A 17313-nucleotide genomic window follows, 5' to 3' on the forward strand; every position below is an offset into this window, starting at 1 on the left:
AAGCTGACTTGCCCAGTGGCAGATAATTTCAAGGTTACACCATTCAAGCGCTCGAAAATAGGCAGGCCCTCACCGCCAAGGTTATACCGTTCGCACGCTACTATCATCGCCAGCCGTATGGTTCGACGCGGAGCTTCTCACTTCCAAGCAGGCGGGGAGGTGGTACGCTAATCCAATCCACCTAGCGGTACACAACGGGTTTGATAGCCTATGAAAAATAACCGTTTACTTACGGTCGACGGTCAAGGTAGCTACTCCAGCCCTGTCCACCACCGTCCGGGCAAAGTTCCGGGCAAGGTCATGGCGTTGACACGCCGTGCGGCGGGCGCCATTCCGCGAAAATGGCGCTCCGTCTTCCCCGCATGCTGTCGCTGACGCCGGAACTCGACGCGTTTCTCGCGGCGCGGATCGCCGCCGGCGATTATGCCGATGCCGGCGAGGGCGTTCGTGCGGCGCTAACGCTACTGCGCGATCACGCGGCCGAAGGTGCGACGATGGCCTGGCTGGTCGGCGGCGGCGAATGCGGCGCGCTGATCCGGGCGCGCGACTGGAGCGCGACGTCGCTCGGCGGCCCGGCCGGGTGGCCGGCCGCGTTGCGCACCACCCTGGCGAACGTCGTCAATTCGCCCGTCGCCAAGGTGCTGATGTGGGGCCCGGAGCATGTCATGCTCTACAACGACGCCTATCGCGCGATCGCGGGCGATCGGCATCCCGAAGCATTCGGCCGCCCCGTCCACATCGCCTTTCCCGAAGTGTGGGACTGGAACCGCAAAGTGCTTGCCGCGGCACGGGGCGGCGAGGTGGTCGCGCACCGTGACCAGCCGATCCTGTTCCACCGGCCCGACGGGCCAGAGACGCTGGTGCTCGATCTGTTCTACACGCCCGTCTATGGCGCGACGGGGCAGGTCGAAGGCGTGCTGTGCACGATGGTCGACAACAGCCAGCGGGCCGCGCTCGAAGCGCGGCTGGCGGCGAGCGAGGCCGAGCTGCGGCGCGTCACCGATGCGGTGCCCATGCTCGTTTCCTATGTCGACAGCGATTTCGTCTATCGCTTCGCCAACGAGCGCTACCGCGACTGGGTGGGCACCCCGCCCGAGGCGATGATCGGGCGCCACGTCGGCGATGCGCTCGGCGAGGCCTTTTTCGAGGATCGCCGCGAATCGCTCGTCCGCGCCCTGGCCGGGGAAGCCTTTTCGGCCGAGACGATGGTCACGCACTGCGATGGCGTGCGGCGGCACATGGAGATCCGCTACGTTCCGCATGTCGCGGCGGACGGATCGGTGCCGGGCGTCTATGTCCTCGGCATCGATATCGAGGAACGGGCGCAGCGCGAGGCGGAACTGGGCATCAGCAACGGCCGGTTCCGCACCGCGATGGATGCCGTCCACGGCGTGCTGTGGACCAACACGGCGGACGGGCGGATGCGCGGCGAGCAGCCCGGCTGGACCGCGCTGACCGGGCAGACGGAAGACGCGTACCGGGATTATGGCTGGACGGCGGCGATTCATCCCGACGATGTCGCCCCCACGATCGCGGCATGGCAGGCCGCGGTGGCGGCGCGGGCGATGTTCGTGTTCGAGCACCGCGTCCGCCGGCATTGCGGGGCTTGGCGCCGCTTCGCCGTCCGGGCGCTGCCGATCCTCGATTCCAAGGGGACGATCCAGGAATGGGTCGGCGTCCACACCGACATCACCCACCAGCGCGCGGCCGAGGCGGCGCTGCGCGATCAGGCGGAAACGCTGTCGCGGCAAGTGCATCATCGCCAGCGTGCCGAGGATCAGCTCCGCCAGTTGAACGATACGCTGGAGGCGCGCGTGATCGCCGAGATCGACGAGCGCCGGCAGGCGGAAGCCAAACTGGCGCAGAGCCAGAAGATGGAGACCGTCGGCAAGCTGACCGGCGGCGTCGCGCATGATTTCAACAATCTGCTCCAGGTCGTCTCCGGCAATCTCCAGCTGCTCGCCAAGGATATCGCGGGCAACGATCGCGCCGAGCGCCGCGTCGCCAGCGCGATGGCCGGGGTGGCGCGCGGATCGAAACTGGCGGCGCAACTGCTGGCGTTCGGCCGCCGTCAGGCGCTCGAGCCGAAGGTCGTCAACGTCACCCGCTTCGTGCGCGACATGGACGACATCCTGCGCCGCGCGATCGGAGAGGGGATCGAGATCGAGACGATCGTCGGCGGCGGGCTGTGGAACACCTTCATCGATCCCGCGCATTTCGAGAATGCGCTGCTGAACCTGGCGATCAACGCGCGCGATGCGATGGAAGGGCAGGGGCGGCTGACGATCGAACTCGGCAATGCGAGCCTCGACGATGCCTATGCCGCGTCGCATGACGAGGTGACGGCCGGGCAATATGTGCTGCTCGCCGTGTCGGACACCGGCAGCGGCATGGCCGCCGACGTGATCGACAAGGTCTTCGAACCCTTTTTCTCGACCAAGAGCGAGGGCAAGGGGTCGGGGCTGGGCCTCTCGATGGTCTATGGCTTCGTCAAACAGTCGGGCGGCCATGTGAAGATCTATTCCGAATTGGATGAAGGCACCACGATCCGGCTCTATCTGCCGCGTGCGATGGCGGCCGAGGACGTCGAGGTCACCACCGAACTGGGTCCCGTGACCGGGGGCACCGAAACCGTGCTGGTCGTCGAGGACGATGCGGAGGTGCGCGCGACGGTGGTCGAGATGCTCGGCGATCTGGGCTACCGGGTGCTGAAGGCGGTCGATGCCGGAAGCGCGCTGAGCGTGGTCGAAAGCGGCATCCCGATCGACATGCTCTTCACCGACGTGGTGATGCCGGGCACGCTGAAGAGCCCCGAACTGGCCCGCAAGGCGCGCGAGCGTCTGCCCAATCTGGCCGTGCTTTTCACCTCGGGCTACACCGAGAATTCGATCGTCCATGGCGGCAAGCTCGATGCCGGCGTCGAGCTCCTCTCCAAACCCTATACGCGCGAGGCGCTCGCGCGCAAATTCCGCCATGTGCTCGCCAATCAGGCGCAGCGCGCGGTGCAGCGGCGCCCGGAGCCGCCGGTCGTGGCGCCGTCCGGCGGCCGGAGCACGATCCTGCTGGTCGAGGACGATGCGCTGATCCGTGCGAACACCGCCGAGATGCTGCAGGAGGACGGCTTCGTCGTGATCGACGCGGCCAGCGCGGAGGAGGCGATGACCGCGCTCCAGACGGTGCCGATCGACGCGCTCGTCACCGACGTGAACCTGCCGGGGATTTCGGGGCCTGATTTCGCGCGCACCGCGCGGACGCTGCGTCCCGGCATCGGCGTCGTCTTCGCGAGCGGCGACGTGGCGGCCGCGACGTCGGAAACGGACGCGGTGATGCTCGCCAAGCCCTATGGCATCGCCGCGTTGACCGCCGCGATCCGGCAGGCGCTGGCGCGCGCGCCGCAGCGGACGGCGGCGGACCATCTTGCCGGCCGCCAATGACCATGGCGTGCGGGGCCGCGGCCTGACGCTCGCCCCGCCCGAGGGCGGTTTTCACGGCCCCGTCAAGCGATCGATCACGATCGCCGGTCATCCCACCTCGATCAGCCTCGAGCCGCTGTTCTGGGCCGCGCTCGAATCGACGGCGCTCGCATCGTCGCTGCCGCTGAGCGCGCTGGTGGCCGAAATCGACGCGCTGCGCATCGATTCCGAGGACCCGCCCAATCTCGCCAGTGCGCTGAGAACATGGCTGTTCTCAAACGCAAGTGAGAACCAATCTCAATAACCTTGACAGTGAGAACGACTCTCAATAGCGAAGCCCATAACAAAGGGGTTTGCTCATGCTTCGTTCAACATCCGCACGCGTGTCCGCCACGCCGGCCTTTCTCGCCCTGTCATGCGTCGGTGCGTTCGCGGCGATGCCCGTCTTCGCGGCCGACACGCCCAAGACATCGGCGAACGATGCCGAGCCCCCGGTGCAGGACGATGTGCTTGTCAACGGCCAGCGCGTCCGCGAGCCCAAGGTGGTCGCGCCGCTCGTCAACACGCCGCGATCGATCGTCGTCCTCGACAAGCAGGTGATCGAGCAGACCGGATCGGCCAGCCTCCAGGATGCGCTGCGCACCGTGCCCGGCATCACCTTCGGCGCGGCGGAGGGCGGCAACCCGATCGGCGACCGTCCCTTCATCCGCGGCTTCGACAGCCAGGGCAGCATCTATGTCGACGGCGTGCGCGACCTGGCGTCGCAGAGCCGCGAGGTGTTTGCGGTGGATTCGGTGCAGATCGTGCGCGGATCGGATTCCACGCTCGGCGGTCGCGGCAGCGCGGGGGGAACGATCAACATCCTCTCCAAGATGCCGGAACCGGCCGATTTCGGTTTGGCGAGCGCCAGCTTCGGCAACGCCGCCTACAAGCGCGTCACCGCCGATCTCAACCTGAAATTGTCCGACACCGCCGCATTTCGGATCGAGGGTCTTTGGCACGACCAGGACGTCGCCGGCCGCGACGCCCTCTACCAACGCCGCTGGGGCGTGGCACCTTCGGCAATATTGGGGCTGGGCACGCCGACCCGCCTGACGATCGCTGGCTATTATCTCGAAAGCCACGAACTGCCCGACAGCGGGCTGCCCTATCTCTACACCATCGGCAACGCGCCGGGCACGGGGACGATCGTCACCACGCCGGCGCTCGGCAACGTCACGCTCGCCTCCGGGCGGACGGGCTATGTGCCGCGCACCGCCTTTTACGGCCTCACCGATCGCGATTTCCGGAATGCCAAGACCGTTCAGGCGACGGTCCGCGCCGAGCATGATTTCGGCGGCGTGACGCTGCGGAACACGGCCCGCTACACCCATGCCGAGCAGGCCTATATCTTCACACTGCCCGACGACAGCCAGGGCAACGTCTATGGCACCACGGCGGCCAACACGGGCGCGAGCCTCACGAACGGCGGCTATGTCTGGCGGCGCTCCAATCCGCGCTACAGCCAAACCGACAGCATCGTCGATCAGATCGATCTCTATGGCACCGCGCATACCGGGAGCATCGTCCACAGCTTTTCGGCCGGCGCCGAATTCTCATGGGAGAAGGATCGCCGCGGCACCTATGTGACCGCCGGCTATCTCAGCGCGGCCGGATCGCCGCTTCTGGCGTCGGGCTCCACGCTGTCCCCGCGCTGCAGCGCCACTTCGGTCGCGCGTTATTACTGCGCCGGCCTGTTCAATCCCAATCCGAGCGATCCGTTGGTCAGCTATGCGAGCGACACGTCGACCGTCGCGTCGCCGATCGTGCGCGGCGGCGCGGCGACCGAGACGCAGAACGATGCCAATACCAAGGCGGTTTACGGCTTCGATTCGATCACGCTGCTGCCGCAGGTCATCCTGAACCTGGGCGTGCGCTTCGACCGCTTCACCTCGGCGATCACGCCGCCGGTGGCTGCGGGCGGCACGACCTATCGCCTGACGCGGACGGACAATCTGTTCAACTGGCAGGCGGGGCTCGTGGTCAAGCCGACCAAGGAGACGAGCGTCTATGCGAGCTACGCCACCGCGGCCACGCCGCCCAACAGCCTGCTCGGCGAAGGCCGCGAGGACAATGCGCTGCCAACGACCAACAGCGCGCAGAACCTTGCGCTGCTCGACCAGTTGAAGGTGCAGAAGACCAAAAGCTACGAAGTCGGTGCCAAGGCGAATGTCTTCCATGAAAAGCTCGCGCTCGCGGCGGCGGCGTTCCAGACCGACATCACCAATGCGCGCACGCAGGTCGATGCGAATACCATCGCCTTTCTCGGCCGCACCCGAATCCGCGGCATCGAGCTGACCGCGAGCGGGACGATCCTGCCGGGGTGGACGATCTTCGGCGGCTACACGCATCTCGATCCCAAGATCCTCGATGCGGGCAATGTCGCCCTGACCGCGCCGGCGGTGGGCACCCGTGCCGCGCAGGTCGTGTATGTGCCGTCGAGCAGCAACGGCCAGCAGGTGCCGCAGACCGCGCGCAACAGCTTCACCGCGACCACCAACGTGACGGTCCGCAAGCGTTTCCAGATCGGCGGCAGCGCGATCTACATGGACACGCAGATCGGCGGCTATGCCGACAACCGCACCGCGACGCAGACCGCCGCGGGCGTCGTGACCGTCACGCCGATCACCAAATTCCTGATCCGCGAAGTGCCGAGCTATTGGCGCTTCGACGCGCGCGCGAGCTTCGACGTGACGCCCGCCGTCAGCATCAGCGTCAACGCGCAGAACCTGACCGACAAGGCCTATTTCAGCCAGGCCTATGCCAGCCATTACGGCACGCTCGCCGCAGGTCGGACCGTGTTCGGCACGCTGGGCGTCAAGTTCCGCTGAGGCCGGTGCGCGCGTGACGCAAGCCGAACTCATCGCGCTCACGCCGGCCGAGATCGCCGCGCGCCTTGCCGGTCCGCCCGAGGCGCGCGCGGCGTTCGTCCGCGCCGCGGCCGAGGCGGGGATGGCCGAGGCGCAGGCGGTCTATGGCCAGATGCTGCTCGACGGCGTGGGGGTCCTGGCCGATCCCGCGGCGGCGCTCGGCTGGTTCGTCAAAGCGGCGGCGCAGCACCACATGATGGCGCTGAACATGGTCGGGCGCTGCTATGATCTCGGCTGGGGCACCGCGATCGACAAGGCGCGTGCGGCGGAATGCTACCGCATCGCGGCGGGTGCCGGGCTCGACTGGGCGATGTACAATTATGCCACGCTGCTGGCGCTCGGCGACGGCGTGGCGGAGGACAAGGCCGTCGCGCTTCGGTGGCTCGAAAAGGCGGCGGCGCTGGGCAACGCCAAGGCGATCAACTTCGTCGGCAGCTTTCACGAGGATGGCTGGGCGTGCGCGCGCGACATGGCCGTCGCTGCCGATTGCTATGCGCGCGCGGCCGAGGGCGGCGATTTTCGCGGCTGTTTCAACCATGCGCGCCTGCTGGGGGCCGCCGGCCGGATCGACGAGGCGCTGCCCTGGCTCGCCCGCGCCGGTGCCCTGGGCACGCCGGCGTTCGTCGCCAAGGCGGCGGACTGGCTCGCGGCGTGCGATAGGGCGGAATTCCGCACCCGCGGACTGGCCGCATTGAGGAACGAACCATGTTGCTGACCATCCCGGACCTGCTCGATGCGGGCGGCGTCGCGCGGCTGCGCGCGCTGATCGATGCGGGCGACTGGCACGACGGCAACGCCACCTCGGGCCACCAGTCGGCGCTCGCCAAGCGCAACCGCCAATTGCCCGAGGATGCGCCCGCCGCGCGCGAGGGCGGGGCGCTGGTGCTCGACGCGCTCGCCGCCTCGCCGCTGTTCGTCGCCGCTGCCCTGCCGCTCAAGGTGTTTCCGCCGCTGTTCAGCCGCTACGAAGGCGGCGAGGCGTTCGATACGCATGTCGATGCCGGCATCCGCGTGCGCCGCGGCAGCGACTTCCGCATCCGTGCGGACCTGTCCGCCACGCTCTTCCTCGACGATCCGGACAGCTATGACGGCGGCGAGCTGGTGATCGAGGACCGGTTCGGCGATCGCATGGTGAAGCTGCCCGCGGGGCATATGGTGCTCTATCCCGCCTCCAGCCTCCACCGCGTCACCCCGGTCACGCGGGGCGTGCGCACCGCCTGTTTCTTCTGGCTGGAATCGATGGTGCGCGACGAGGGCGCGCGGCGCATCCTGTTCGACCTCGATTCGGCGGTGCAGCAGGTCGCGGGCGCACAGGGGGCCGGCGATCCTGCGGTCGTGCAACTGACCGGCGTGTATCACAACCTGCTGCGCCGCTGGGCGAGCACATAGCCCGGGACCATGCTGGTTCGCTCCAGTTGCCCAACGCCCTCGCCCTGAGCCCGACGAAGCACGCTCTCCCCGCACGTCATCGCATTCCGAACAGGCCCTTCGACAAGCTCAGAGCGAACGGCGTTAAAGGCACCGGATCCTATCGGCCCAGCAGCACCCGCGCTTGCCCCGCGATCTGCGCCAGCATCGCCGGATTGGGCGCGGCCGCGTGGCGCGCGCGATCGATCACCGCCTTGAACTGCGCGACGCGCGGGGCATTGGCCCCGAGCCACGCGACCACGCTCGCCTGCGGATCGGCGCCACCCGCGCGCGCGAGGAACTCCAGCCGCAATTGCTGGAAATCGCGCGCCAGGCTCGCGATCAACAGCCGCTCCCATGGATCGCTGGGCGACAGCCGCGCGGCGTTCGCCTGCGCCCAGTCGAGCCCGAGCGCCTGCCCCAGATGCGTGAAGGCGCGCGTCAGCACCGCCTCGTCCAGCTTCAGCCGCTCGCCCAGATCGGCGAGGCCCACCGCGCCGTCGAGTTCGAACAGCCGCACGACCTTGCGCGTGAGCGCGGCGGGCGCGCCGATCGCCTCGAGCTGCGCGGCGATCCGGTCGCCCTGCGCCAGCGCCTCGGCGAGCAACAGCTCGGACGTCTGCGTTTCGAGTTGCCCGATCCCCTTGGCGAGCCGGGCGAGCGTCGCGGCTGGGCTGGTGCCGGGCGCGGTCACGCGCAGCAGATCGGCGATCTGCGAGCGCGTCGCGACCGCCACCTCGTCGAACAACGCGATCCGCGCCGTTTCCGGCATCGCGGTCGTCTCGATCTCGGCCCACAGCGCGTCCAGCCCGAACAGCCGTTCCGCCACCACGAACATCGCGGCGATGTCCGCGATCGCCGCGCCTTCTTCCTCGGCGAGTTCGAAGGGGTAGAGCACGCCCATCCGGTTGACGATCCGGTTCGCCAGCTTGGTCGCGACGATCTGGCCGCGCAGCCGGTGTTCGTCGATCGCGCGCGCGAACCGCGCCTGCATCGCGGGCGGGAAGGCGGCGTGGAGATCGGGCCTCAAGGCCTCGTCGGTGCCGAGATCGCTATGCTCGATCGCATCCTGGAGCGCGAGTTTGGCGGTGGCGAGCAGCACGGCGAGTTCGGGACGCGTCAGCCCCCGGCCTTCCTGCCCGCGGCGCAGCAGCGCCTCGTTTCCGGCAAGCCCCTCGACCGCGCGATCGAGCCGGCCCGCGGCCTCGAAGATCTCGATCACGCGGACATAGCCCGGAATCGCGGCGGCGCCGTCCGCCTCCGCGATCGACAGCGCGAGCGTCTGCAGGCGATTGTCCTCCAGCACCAGCGCCGCGACATCGTCGGTCATGCTCGCCAGGAACGCGTTGCGATCCTCGAAGCCGAGACGCCCCTCGATCATCTCGCGGTTGAGCGCGATCTTGATGTTCACCTCGTTGTCCGAACAATCGACGCCCGCCGAATTGTCGATGAAGTCGGTGTTGATCCGGCCGCCGCGCAGCGAAAAGGCGATGCGTGCAGCCTGGGTCGTGCCCAGATTGGCGCCCTCGCCAATCGCCACGACGCGCAGATCCTCGGCGTCGACGCGCAGCCGATCGTTGGCGGGATCACCGACCGCGGCGTTGTTCTCTGCCGCCGCCTTCACATAGGTGCCGATGCCGCCGAACCACAGCAGATCGGCCGGCGCCTTCAGGATCGCGGCGATCAGCGCGCCCGGCTCCATCTCGTCCGCGCTCACGCCGAGGACGGCCTGCACCGCGGGCGACAGCGGCACGCTCTTGGCGGTGCGCGCGAACACGCCGCCGCCGGCCGAGATCAGAGCGGCGTCGTAATCCGCCCAGGACGAGCGAGGCAGCGCGAACATCCGCGCGCGCTCCGCCCAGCTGGCCGCGGGATCGGGCGTGGGGTCGAGGAAGATGTGGCGGTGGTCGAACGCCGCCACCAGCTTCAGGCTCTGCGACAGGAGCATGCCGTTGCCGAACACGTCGCCCGACATGTCGCCGCAGCCGACCACGGTGATGGGCTGCGTCTGCACGTCAACGCCGCGTTCGGCGAAATGACGCTGCACGCTGATCCACGCGCCCTTGGCGGTGATGCCCATCGCCTTGTGGTCGTACCCCACCGAGCCGCCGCTGGCGAAGGCGTCGCCCAGCCAGAAATCGCGTTCGAGCGCGAGCGCATTGGCGACGTCGCTGAAGGTCGCGGTGCCCTTGTCGGCGGCGACGACGAAATAGGGATCGTCGCCGTCGAGGATGGTGACGCCCGCCGGATGGACCACCGCGCCCTCGACGATATTGTCGGTGATCGACAGCAGCGCGCGGATGAAGATCCGGTAGCTTTCGGTGCCCTCGGCCAGCCACGCATCGCGGTTGGCGGCGGCGGGCAGCTGCTTGGGATAGAAGCCGCCCTTGGCGCCGGTGGGCACGATCACCGCGTTCTTCACGCGCTGCGCCTTCATCAGCCCCAGGATCTCGGTGCGGAAATCGTCGCGCCGGTCGGACCAGCGCAGCCCGCCGCGCGCGACCGGGCCGGCGCGCAGGTGGATGCCCTCGACGCGCGGGCTGTAGACCCAGATCTCGCGCCACGGCACCGGCGCCGGCAGCCCGGGGATCAGGTGGCTGTCGAACTTGAACGCCAGCGCTTCGGTCGCCGCCGGCACGAAGGCGTTGGTGCGCAGGCAGGCGGCGATCAGGTTGCGATAGGCGCGCAGGATCCGGTCGTCGTCGATCGCGGAAACGGCGTCGAGCGCGCGCTCGATCGCGGCGTCGGCGGCGGACAGGTCGCCGGGCGCGGCGGGATCGTGCGCCGCGGCGAAGCGTGCGACGAGCGCCGCTGCCAGATCGGGCGAACGGCGCAGCGCTTCCACCACGGTCGCCATGCCGTACGTCAGCCCGGCCTGACGCAGATAACGGAACCACGCACGCAGCAGGATCACCGCGGCCGGTGCCATGCCGGCGGTGACGATCAGGCCGTTGAAACCGTCATTCTCCGCCGATCCGCGCAGCACGGCGGCGATCGCGCCTTCGAGGATCGCGGGATCGCAGCCAAAGGCGCCCCCGTCCGTCTCGACCGCGAAATCATGGACATGTGCGCCCGATTCGTCGTCGAGCGCGGTCGGCAGCTCGCCGATCACGCGAAAGCCGAAATTCTCGAGCACCGGCACCGCGTCGGACAGCGCGAGCGCGCCGCCCAGGCGATAGATGCGCAGCCGCTGGTCGCCCGTGCCCCGGTCGGCGATGCGGACCGAGCGATCGCCCGGCCCTTCGAGCGCGGCGATGCGCAGGATGTCGGCGGCGGCCTGCGCGCTGTCGTTCTCGCTCCGATAGCTTTGCGGGAAGGCCGCGGCCCAGCGGAGCGCCAGGCGCGCGGCGCGGGCGGGCGCGACCTGCTCGGCCAGCGCCGCCTCGGCATTGGGCACCCAGCCGCGCACCATCCGTTCCAGCTGTGCGTCGAGCGCGTGCGTGTCGGGCATCCGGCCCTCGCCGCGCAGATCGACCGTGTAGCGCAGCAGCGCGACGCCGCCGTCCTCCAGCGCGATCGACCAGTTCAGGATCGCACCGTTGGCGGCCTCGGCCAGCATCTCGCCGATCGCCACGCGCCGGCCGGTGGTCACGTCGTCGCGCGGCAGCCAGACGAAGGCGAACAGATGCCGGCCCAGCGCCGACCGGATCAGCACCAGCGCGGGCCGCGGACGGTCCGCCAGCGACATCGCGGTGAGCGCGATCTCCTCCAGATCGGCCGGCACGAACGCGGCGATCAGGTCGTGCGGCAGCGCGGTCAGCGCGTGAGTCAGCGCCTTGCCGGTATGGCCGCGCGGATCGAAGCCGAACTTGTCCTCCAGCATGGCAAGGCGCGCGCGCAGTACCGGCACGTCGCGCGGCGGGGCGGCCAGCGCGGCGCTGGTCCACAGCCCGGCATGGATCGACAATCCGGTCACGCGATCGCCGCTGCGGATCGGTACGACGGCCAGATCGAGCGGAATCGCGCGGTGCACGGTCGAGATCAGGCTCGATTTCAGCAGCAGCGGCACGTCGCCGCCCTCCTCGAACCAGCGCAGCGCCAGCGCGCGCGAGGCGTCCGCCAGCAGCGCGACGCGGTGCGGGTTGCGTGCCAGCCCCAGGGTGTCGTGCATGCCCGTCGCGGCATCCCAGCGCTCATGGCCCAGCAGCGTGAAACGGCCGTTCAGGAACCATTGCAGCAGCGCGCGGCCCTCGCCATCCGGCAATGCCTCCGCGTCCGCCGCCATGGACGCCTGCAACGCGCGCCAGTCGCCGACCGCGGCGCGGACATCGGCCAGCACCGCCGCCAAGTCGCTGCCCAGATCGCGCCGCTCGCGGGCGTCGGCGCGCTCCATCTCGATATAGATCATCGATTCGGCGGCCATCTCCTGGCCGGCCGCGCCGTCGTCGATGCCGACGACCGCGCCCGCGGCGTCGCGCGCGACTCGGATCACGGGATGGATGATGCGATCGATCGCGATGCCCTGTTCGCCGATCGCCGCCGCGATCGAATCGACCAGGAACGGCATGTCGTCGTTGACGATCGCGAGCCGCATGCGGCGGCGCACGTCGTCGGTGGGCATGGCTTCCAGCGCGATCGCGGGCGTGGCGCGCGCGCGGACGGCGCCGGTCGCCGCGACGAAGGCTGCCGCGGCCTCCACTTCGGCCGGCCCGAAACCCTGGAGTTCGCCGGGCAGGGCGCCCTGGGTCAGCCGATCGGCGAGCGCGCCGGCCAGCGTTGCGGAGGCAGAGTCGTGCGATGGAATAGCCATGACGAAGGCTATGAACCCGCGCCCACGCGACCTCAACCCTCACCGGACCGTGAAACGATGTTGCGCCGCAGCGCAACGATCAACCGATCGCGCGCAAAGTCCGTTCGGCCAGCGGCGCGTCGTCTGTCACCGTGCCGACGATCTCCAGGCCGCCACTGTCGCTCACCCGTGCGAGCAGCACGACCATGCTGCCGGGTGCGGCGCCGGTGTCGATCGCCACCTGCGCCAGCGTCGCACGATCGGCGAAGGGCGGGGCGGGGGGGGCGGCGCTCGGCTTGGCGGCGGGCTTGCGCGCTTGGCGCTCGGCGGCGACCACCGCCTTGATCCCGCCGGCAAAGCCTTCGAGAAACGCGCCGAGCGACCCGGCGCCCACCGCATGGCGGCTGGCATGCTGGAGCACGCTTGCGAATTCGGTCACGCGCGTCTTGTCATACTCCGCGCCGAAGACGAGCTTGACGATCCCGGTCATCGGCGCGCGCGCCTGCACCGTGATCGCGGCATCGGCGAGGATCGCGGCATAGCCCGTGGGATCGGCGGCCGTCGCCAGCGCGAAATCATGCGCCCGGCCCAGCGCGCGGTAGAGCGCGGCGCGGCTGCGCGTGTCGGCCGCGCGCACCGCGGCCGCGGTCTCGCGCGCCATGGCGAGCCGGTCGCCGAGCGAGCCCGACAGCGCGGGTTCTGCCTCGTGCGGTTCGAACCCGCCGCTCGGGCCGTCGGCCCATACCGGTGCGGCCGGCACCGTCTCGGCGGCGCGGACGGCGGCATCGAGTTCCGCATCGAGCGAGGCCTGAGTCGCCGAATCGACGACCTCCTTCCAGTTGATGACGCCGTAGATAAAGTCGATCGACCCCCCGTCGGAGGAAAAGGGCATCAGGATGCCGCGATACATCGTCGTGCTGCCCCGCTGGCCGATGAACTCCGCCTCGAAGCCGATCGGCGCGCGATTGGCGATGATCTGGAGATAATGGTCGGTCAGGCGCGACAGCAGCGATCGGCTCGGCACGTCGGCGATGCGCGCGATCGACGATTCGAGGCCGCATTCCTCGCGCAGGCTGCGGCCGATAAAGGCGATCCTGGGATCCTCGATGCCTTGCGAGAAATCGAGCAGAACGCTGTTGGGGCCGAAATCCGCGATGTTGCCGGGATCGAGATCCTCGATCGAGGGATAGGCGCGGTTTTTCAGCAGCGACACCCAATGGTTATAGGCGCGGACGTGCATCCGCCGCTCGTCGCCGCCCAGATCGAACATCGCATCGTCGACGCCGGCATCGTCGCGCGGCGCATCGGCGCCGGCGTCGATCGCCGGCGGCACGCCGTCGTCGTCGTCGATCCGGTCCCGTCCGAAACCATGCCCGCTGTCCATGCCGTAAACCCCGCGAGGGCGGGATTTTCCCGCCGTTCCCTCCGGCTCTGCACCGCCTGTGGTAAACGCCGCGTAAACCCGCCGCCCGCGCCCATGCGCGCTTCGCCCCTTGCCAACCCCTTGGCCCCCTGTTATCCGCCCAGCCTCGACGGCCCATGGCCGCTCGTGCCGCTTTAGCTCAGCTGGTAGAGCATCGCATTCGTAATGCGGGGGTCACAGGTTCGAGTCCTGTAAGCGGCACCACCATTCCACTACCGAAACGATCAACCAGGCTGCACCAGCATCCTGTGGATCGTCGTGTTCGGACTCCATCTATCTTCATCATAGTCTGTCCATCGGGATAAGCCGGTCGTACCGTTGTCACGGATACGGCTTGGGGACGGGTGGTGACGTATGGCTGGCGACAAGGATGCAATGCTCGGTACCGAGTCATCCGAATTGCGGTTGAGGTCACCTGACGGTGAATTCAGTAAAAGTACTATATGGGTGGAGAGCAGCAACTTCTACGGAACAGACAAGGACGACAAGAGAGAGTCTTATATAATCGTTGGTTACGATACTGAATTCAAGACCCCTGACAAACCTGTCTCGTTGGACGAGATGAAGGCAGGTGATGCAAAATACACCGTCTTGTCTTATCAGGTGCATTGCAGCGTCTACGATCCAGCTCAACCGGACGCAACCGAGTGGAGTGCAATCTGCTACCCGGAGCCGGGTGAGAGAATGAAGCTGATCGATATCCTGAACCTAGCGTTCTGAAGGGAATCTCGACGGGTGCGGTCGGCAGACTACCAACTAGGGTTTACGTCGTCGGCCATTTTACTCGTGCCGACGTACCCGCATTTGCCGACTTCAAGGATCTGACTGCCCAGATTGCAGCGGTGCGTTCCACGTTCACCTCGGTGGACAAGGGAATCAAGATCCAGACGTTCTTTGAAGATGGTTCGACAGTCGAGCTGCTAGTCATTCTTCGAGACACAATGTTGCTGACTCCAGCTACGTCAAAGAGCCTCAAGGAAATAGGTAACCTCGTCGACGTTCCCAAGATAACCCTTGATGCTGATCCTGCTAAAGAGCAGTTTTACAAAAGAAATATGGATAGCCTGCTTCGAGATCGACCGGAGGTTTTCGAAGAATATGCAATCAACGATGATGTGATTTGCACAAAATATCTAGAGCACGTCATATCAATTTGTGAAAACGTTCTGGGTAAGCGGATGGCACCTGCCACGCTGACAGCGATCGGGGTTGATCTTCTTCAACTGGTTTGGAAGGAAAAGCTAGAATATGACCCGATCGATGTCGTCGGTAAAGAGAGGGTTAAGTCACGATACTACAGTAAAAGGAAGGGGTACTATGTCACGAGCAACGACAATGTGCCCATTGAGCAACTAGCTTTTTACCTCCCTCTTGCGACCGAGTGCTACCACGGGGGACGTGGTGAGCAATTTTGGTTTGGCCCTGCATTCGAGGACAATTGGACTGACTACGATCTTGCTGGTGCCTATCCGACTGCGATGGCTCTGATCGGTTACCCCGATTGGAGGAACATCAAACCTACGACGAAGCTCGACGATTTTACAGCTGACCAGCTTGGCGTCGCACATGTGTCGTTCGAATTTCCAAAATCCGTGCGTTTTCCGACGATGCCTGTCCGTACAGAGAACGGGCTGGTTTTTCCGAGATCGGGCGTCAGTAATTGTTCGGCGCCGGAGATCGCTCTTGCCCGCTCGCTGCGTGCAAAGCTGAAAATCCATCACGGGGTCATCGTCCCCACCGATCCGGAGCGACCCGTATTTCGTGACTTCATCCGTGACTGCGTTGCCAAGCGTCAGTCATATCCCAAAGGATCGTTGTACAACCTGTTCTGGAAGGAGCTGAGCAACTCCAGCTACGGGAAAACGGCTCAGGGTCTCCATGCGAAGCGCGTGTTCGATCTGAAGGACCGAACGATGAAGCCGCTTCCACCTAGCAAGATCACCAATCCATTTTTCGCTGCCTACATCACTTCGTTCGTTCGAGCCGCGTTGGGGGAGGTGATGAACGGGTTGCCGGAAGGCGTGTGTGTTTTCAGCTGCACGACGGACGGATTCCTGACGAACGCCACCGCAGGTCAGATCGATGCGTCTCAGGGTGCGATCTGCAAGCTGTTTAGCGAAAGTCGTGACATGCTGACCGGTGATCCGACCGTCCTCGAGATCAAGCACCATGTTCGTCAGCCGCTTGGTTGGAGGACGAGGGGACAGGCTACGTTGATCGAAGGTAACACCGACAAGGGGGACGGTGTGAACATCGTTCTTGCCAAAGGGGGTATCTACACCGCTTGGGACCTCGATACGACGAGATTGCAGAATGGGTTTGTGACCGACCTCTTTCTGAAGCGCACGCCTACCGACCGGATCGAGATGGCTACCAAGACCGGTATCCGGGACATGATCAATTTCGATGCTGACCTTGTTGAAAAAGAGACGTCAAAAAGGTTGAACATGGAATTCGATTGGAAACGTCGTCCGATCGCTGCCTGGGACGCCGCCAGCCCGAACCATCTGGCATTTGCGACCGCTGCGTGGGATTCGGTCGATCAGTTTGTTGAAATGCGTACATACTGGGAGTCGTTCGCAATCAGCGATCAACCTCGGTGTTTAAAGACCGCCGACGATTATCGTGCATTCGCTGTTTCCGTGCTGTCCCAATCGTCGCTGAAAGATGGTGGGTCAAAATATCTCAAGAAAACCGATCCCGACCTCAAGCGTTTGAGACAGTCGCTTTGCGGTGCGTGGAGGAATTCCAAAGCCGGCTTGACTAAAGGTGTCGATTGCAAAACTGCTCAGCAGTTTGCTGATAAACTTTGCGCTGGGGGAATATCGTGTAAGCTGTCGGACGTTGAGAATGCTCGTACAGGGTTCAAACCAGAAAACTGCCCGAAGACTCCTGCGGTCCTCATTGCACTAAATCGATTGATCGAGGTATTCCCTACGTTGGAGATTGACACGCTTGTAACGTCAAACGACGGTATCGATATTCTCGATGCCCTCTCCAAATCAAACCCGTTCGTTCTGACTAAAGAAATACGGACAGCTGATCCAATTTCGGAAAATTCGATGATAAGTACGTAAGATATAATCTAACTTTACCGAAAGGACGATGAACCGCACGCAAGCCATCAAACATCAATCATCGTTTCGCCAGTTTGCCCAGATGGATCACTGGGCAGCTCCTCATGCTGTGACGTTGACGATGAAGCAGGGGGTGCCGGTTGCAAACGGTCAACGGTCGGTGATGGCAATCCTCGATCCGGAGAAGGCATCTCAGAACCTCGGCCATTTCCACCGGGTTCTCAGCAGGAAGGTTCTTGGTAAGCCCGCCGATCGGTTCGGTGTAAAGCTTCCAATGATCCCGGTGATCGAAGGTGGGAACGGGAAGCGAATTCACTACCACATCCTGATCGATTGCCCCCGAACGGACATCCTC

Annotated in this window: 10 protein-coding genes and 1 tRNA gene; 9 read left to right on the plus strand and 2 right to left on the minus strand. The window is 65.9% G+C overall.

The window, feature by feature from the left end; genetic code table 11:
- Positions 1 to 341: 341 nt before the first annotated feature.
- Genes OXQ95_RS18210 through OXQ95_RS18230 form a run of 5 tightly spaced genes read left to right on the plus strand, consistent with a single transcriptional unit; the run spans position 342 to position 7711 of the window.
- Positions 342 to 3434: a PAS domain-containing protein gene (locus OXQ95_RS18210; protein WP_267383012.1), complete on the plus strand. Its 3093-nt coding sequence runs from the start codon at positions 342 to 344 to the stop codon at positions 3432 to 3434.
- Between the two features lie 7 nt (positions 3435 to 3441).
- Complete coding sequence (locus OXQ95_RS18215) at positions 3442 to 3717, plus strand: ribbon-helix-helix domain-containing protein (RefSeq protein ID WP_267383014.1); 276 nt, start codon at positions 3442 to 3444, stop codon at positions 3715 to 3717.
- 55 nt (positions 3718 to 3772) lie between these two features.
- Positions 3773 to 6283, plus strand: a complete 2511-nt coding sequence (locus OXQ95_RS18220) for a TonB-dependent receptor (RefSeq protein ID WP_267383016.1) — start codon at positions 3773 to 3775, stop codon at positions 6281 to 6283.
- Between the two features lie 13 nt (positions 6284 to 6296).
- On the plus strand, positions 6297 to 7037 hold the full coding sequence (locus OXQ95_RS18225; RefSeq protein WP_267383018.1) for a tetratricopeptide repeat protein: 741 nt from the start codon (positions 6297 to 6299) through the stop codon (positions 7035 to 7037).
- Positions 7028 to 7711: a Fe2+-dependent dioxygenase gene (locus tag OXQ95_RS18230; protein ID WP_267383020.1), complete on the plus strand. Its 684-nt coding sequence runs from the start codon at positions 7028 to 7030 to the stop codon at positions 7709 to 7711. The genes OXQ95_RS18225 and OXQ95_RS18230 overlap by 10 nt, the downstream gene beginning before the upstream one ends.
- Positions 7712 to 7850: 139 nt before the next feature.
- Here the strand turns inward: OXQ95_RS18230 and OXQ95_RS18235 are convergent, their stop codons facing one another.
- Together OXQ95_RS18235 and OXQ95_RS18240 are read right to left on the minus strand one after the other, a co-directional pair.
- Positions 7851 to 12479 carry an NAD-glutamate dehydrogenase domain-containing protein gene (locus OXQ95_RS18235; RefSeq protein ID WP_267383023.1) on the minus strand — a complete coding sequence of 1543 codons (4629 nt, stop codon included), beginning with the start codon at positions 12477 to 12479 and terminating at the stop codon, positions 7851 to 7853.
- Between the two features lie 79 nt (positions 12480 to 12558).
- Positions 12559 to 13842, minus strand: coding sequence for a hypothetical protein (locus tag OXQ95_RS18240; RefSeq protein WP_267383026.1), 1284 nt, complete (start codon positions 13840 to 13842; stop codon positions 12559 to 12561).
- 167 nt (positions 13843 to 14009) lie between these two features.
- Here OXQ95_RS18240 and OXQ95_RS18245 point away from each other — a divergent pair.
- The 4 genes from OXQ95_RS18245 to OXQ95_RS18260 form a co-directional block, all read left to right on the plus strand.
- Positions 14010 to 14085: transfer RNA gene (locus tag OXQ95_RS18245), tRNA-Thr, on the plus strand.
- Between the two features lie 150 nt (positions 14086 to 14235).
- Positions 14236 to 14601 (plus strand): hypothetical protein, encoded by a 366-nt coding sequence (locus OXQ95_RS18250; protein WP_267383028.1) that lies wholly within the window; start codon positions 14236 to 14238, stop codon positions 14599 to 14601.
- Between the two features lie 122 nt (positions 14602 to 14723).
- Positions 14724 to 16958 carry a DNA polymerase gene (locus OXQ95_RS18255; protein ID WP_267383031.1) on the plus strand — a complete coding sequence of 745 codons (2235 nt, stop codon included), beginning with the start codon at positions 14724 to 14726 and terminating at the stop codon, positions 16956 to 16958.
- 28 nt (positions 16959 to 16986) lie between these two features.
- On the plus strand, positions 16987 to 17313 hold a 327-nt coding region (locus OXQ95_RS18260; protein WP_267383035.1), incomplete at its 3' end, for a hypothetical protein.

The organism is Sphingomonas sp. GC_Shp_6, from assembly GCF_026540835.1.
Lineage (GTDB): Bacteria > Pseudomonadota > Alphaproteobacteria > Sphingomonadales > Sphingomonadaceae > Sphingomonas.

What these genes read in the sequence shown, in the direction of transcription:
- OXQ95_RS18250 (WP_267383028.1), top strand. Translation starts at nt 14,236, where the DNA reads ATGGCTGGCGACAAGGATGCAATGCTCGGTACCGAGTCATCCGAATTG.
- OXQ95_RS18210 (WP_267383012.1), top strand. Translation starts at nt 342, where the DNA reads ATGGCGCTCCGTCTTCCCCGCATGCTGTCGCTGACGCCGGAACTCGAC.
- OXQ95_RS18220 (WP_267383016.1), top strand. Translation starts at nt 3,773, where the DNA reads ATGCTTCGTTCAACATCCGCACGCGTGTCCGCCACGCCGGCCTTTCTC.
- OXQ95_RS18235 (WP_267383023.1), bottom strand. Translation starts at nt 12,479, where the DNA reads ATGGCTATTCCATCGCACGACTCTGCCTCCGCAACGCTGGCCGGCGCG.
- OXQ95_RS18230 (WP_267383020.1), top strand. Translation starts at nt 7,028, where the DNA reads ATGTTGCTGACCATCCCGGACCTGCTCGATGCGGGCGGCGTCGCGCGG.
- OXQ95_RS18240 (WP_267383026.1), bottom strand. Translation starts at nt 13,842, where the DNA reads ATGGACAGCGGGCATGGTTTCGGACGGGACCGGATCGACGACGACGAC.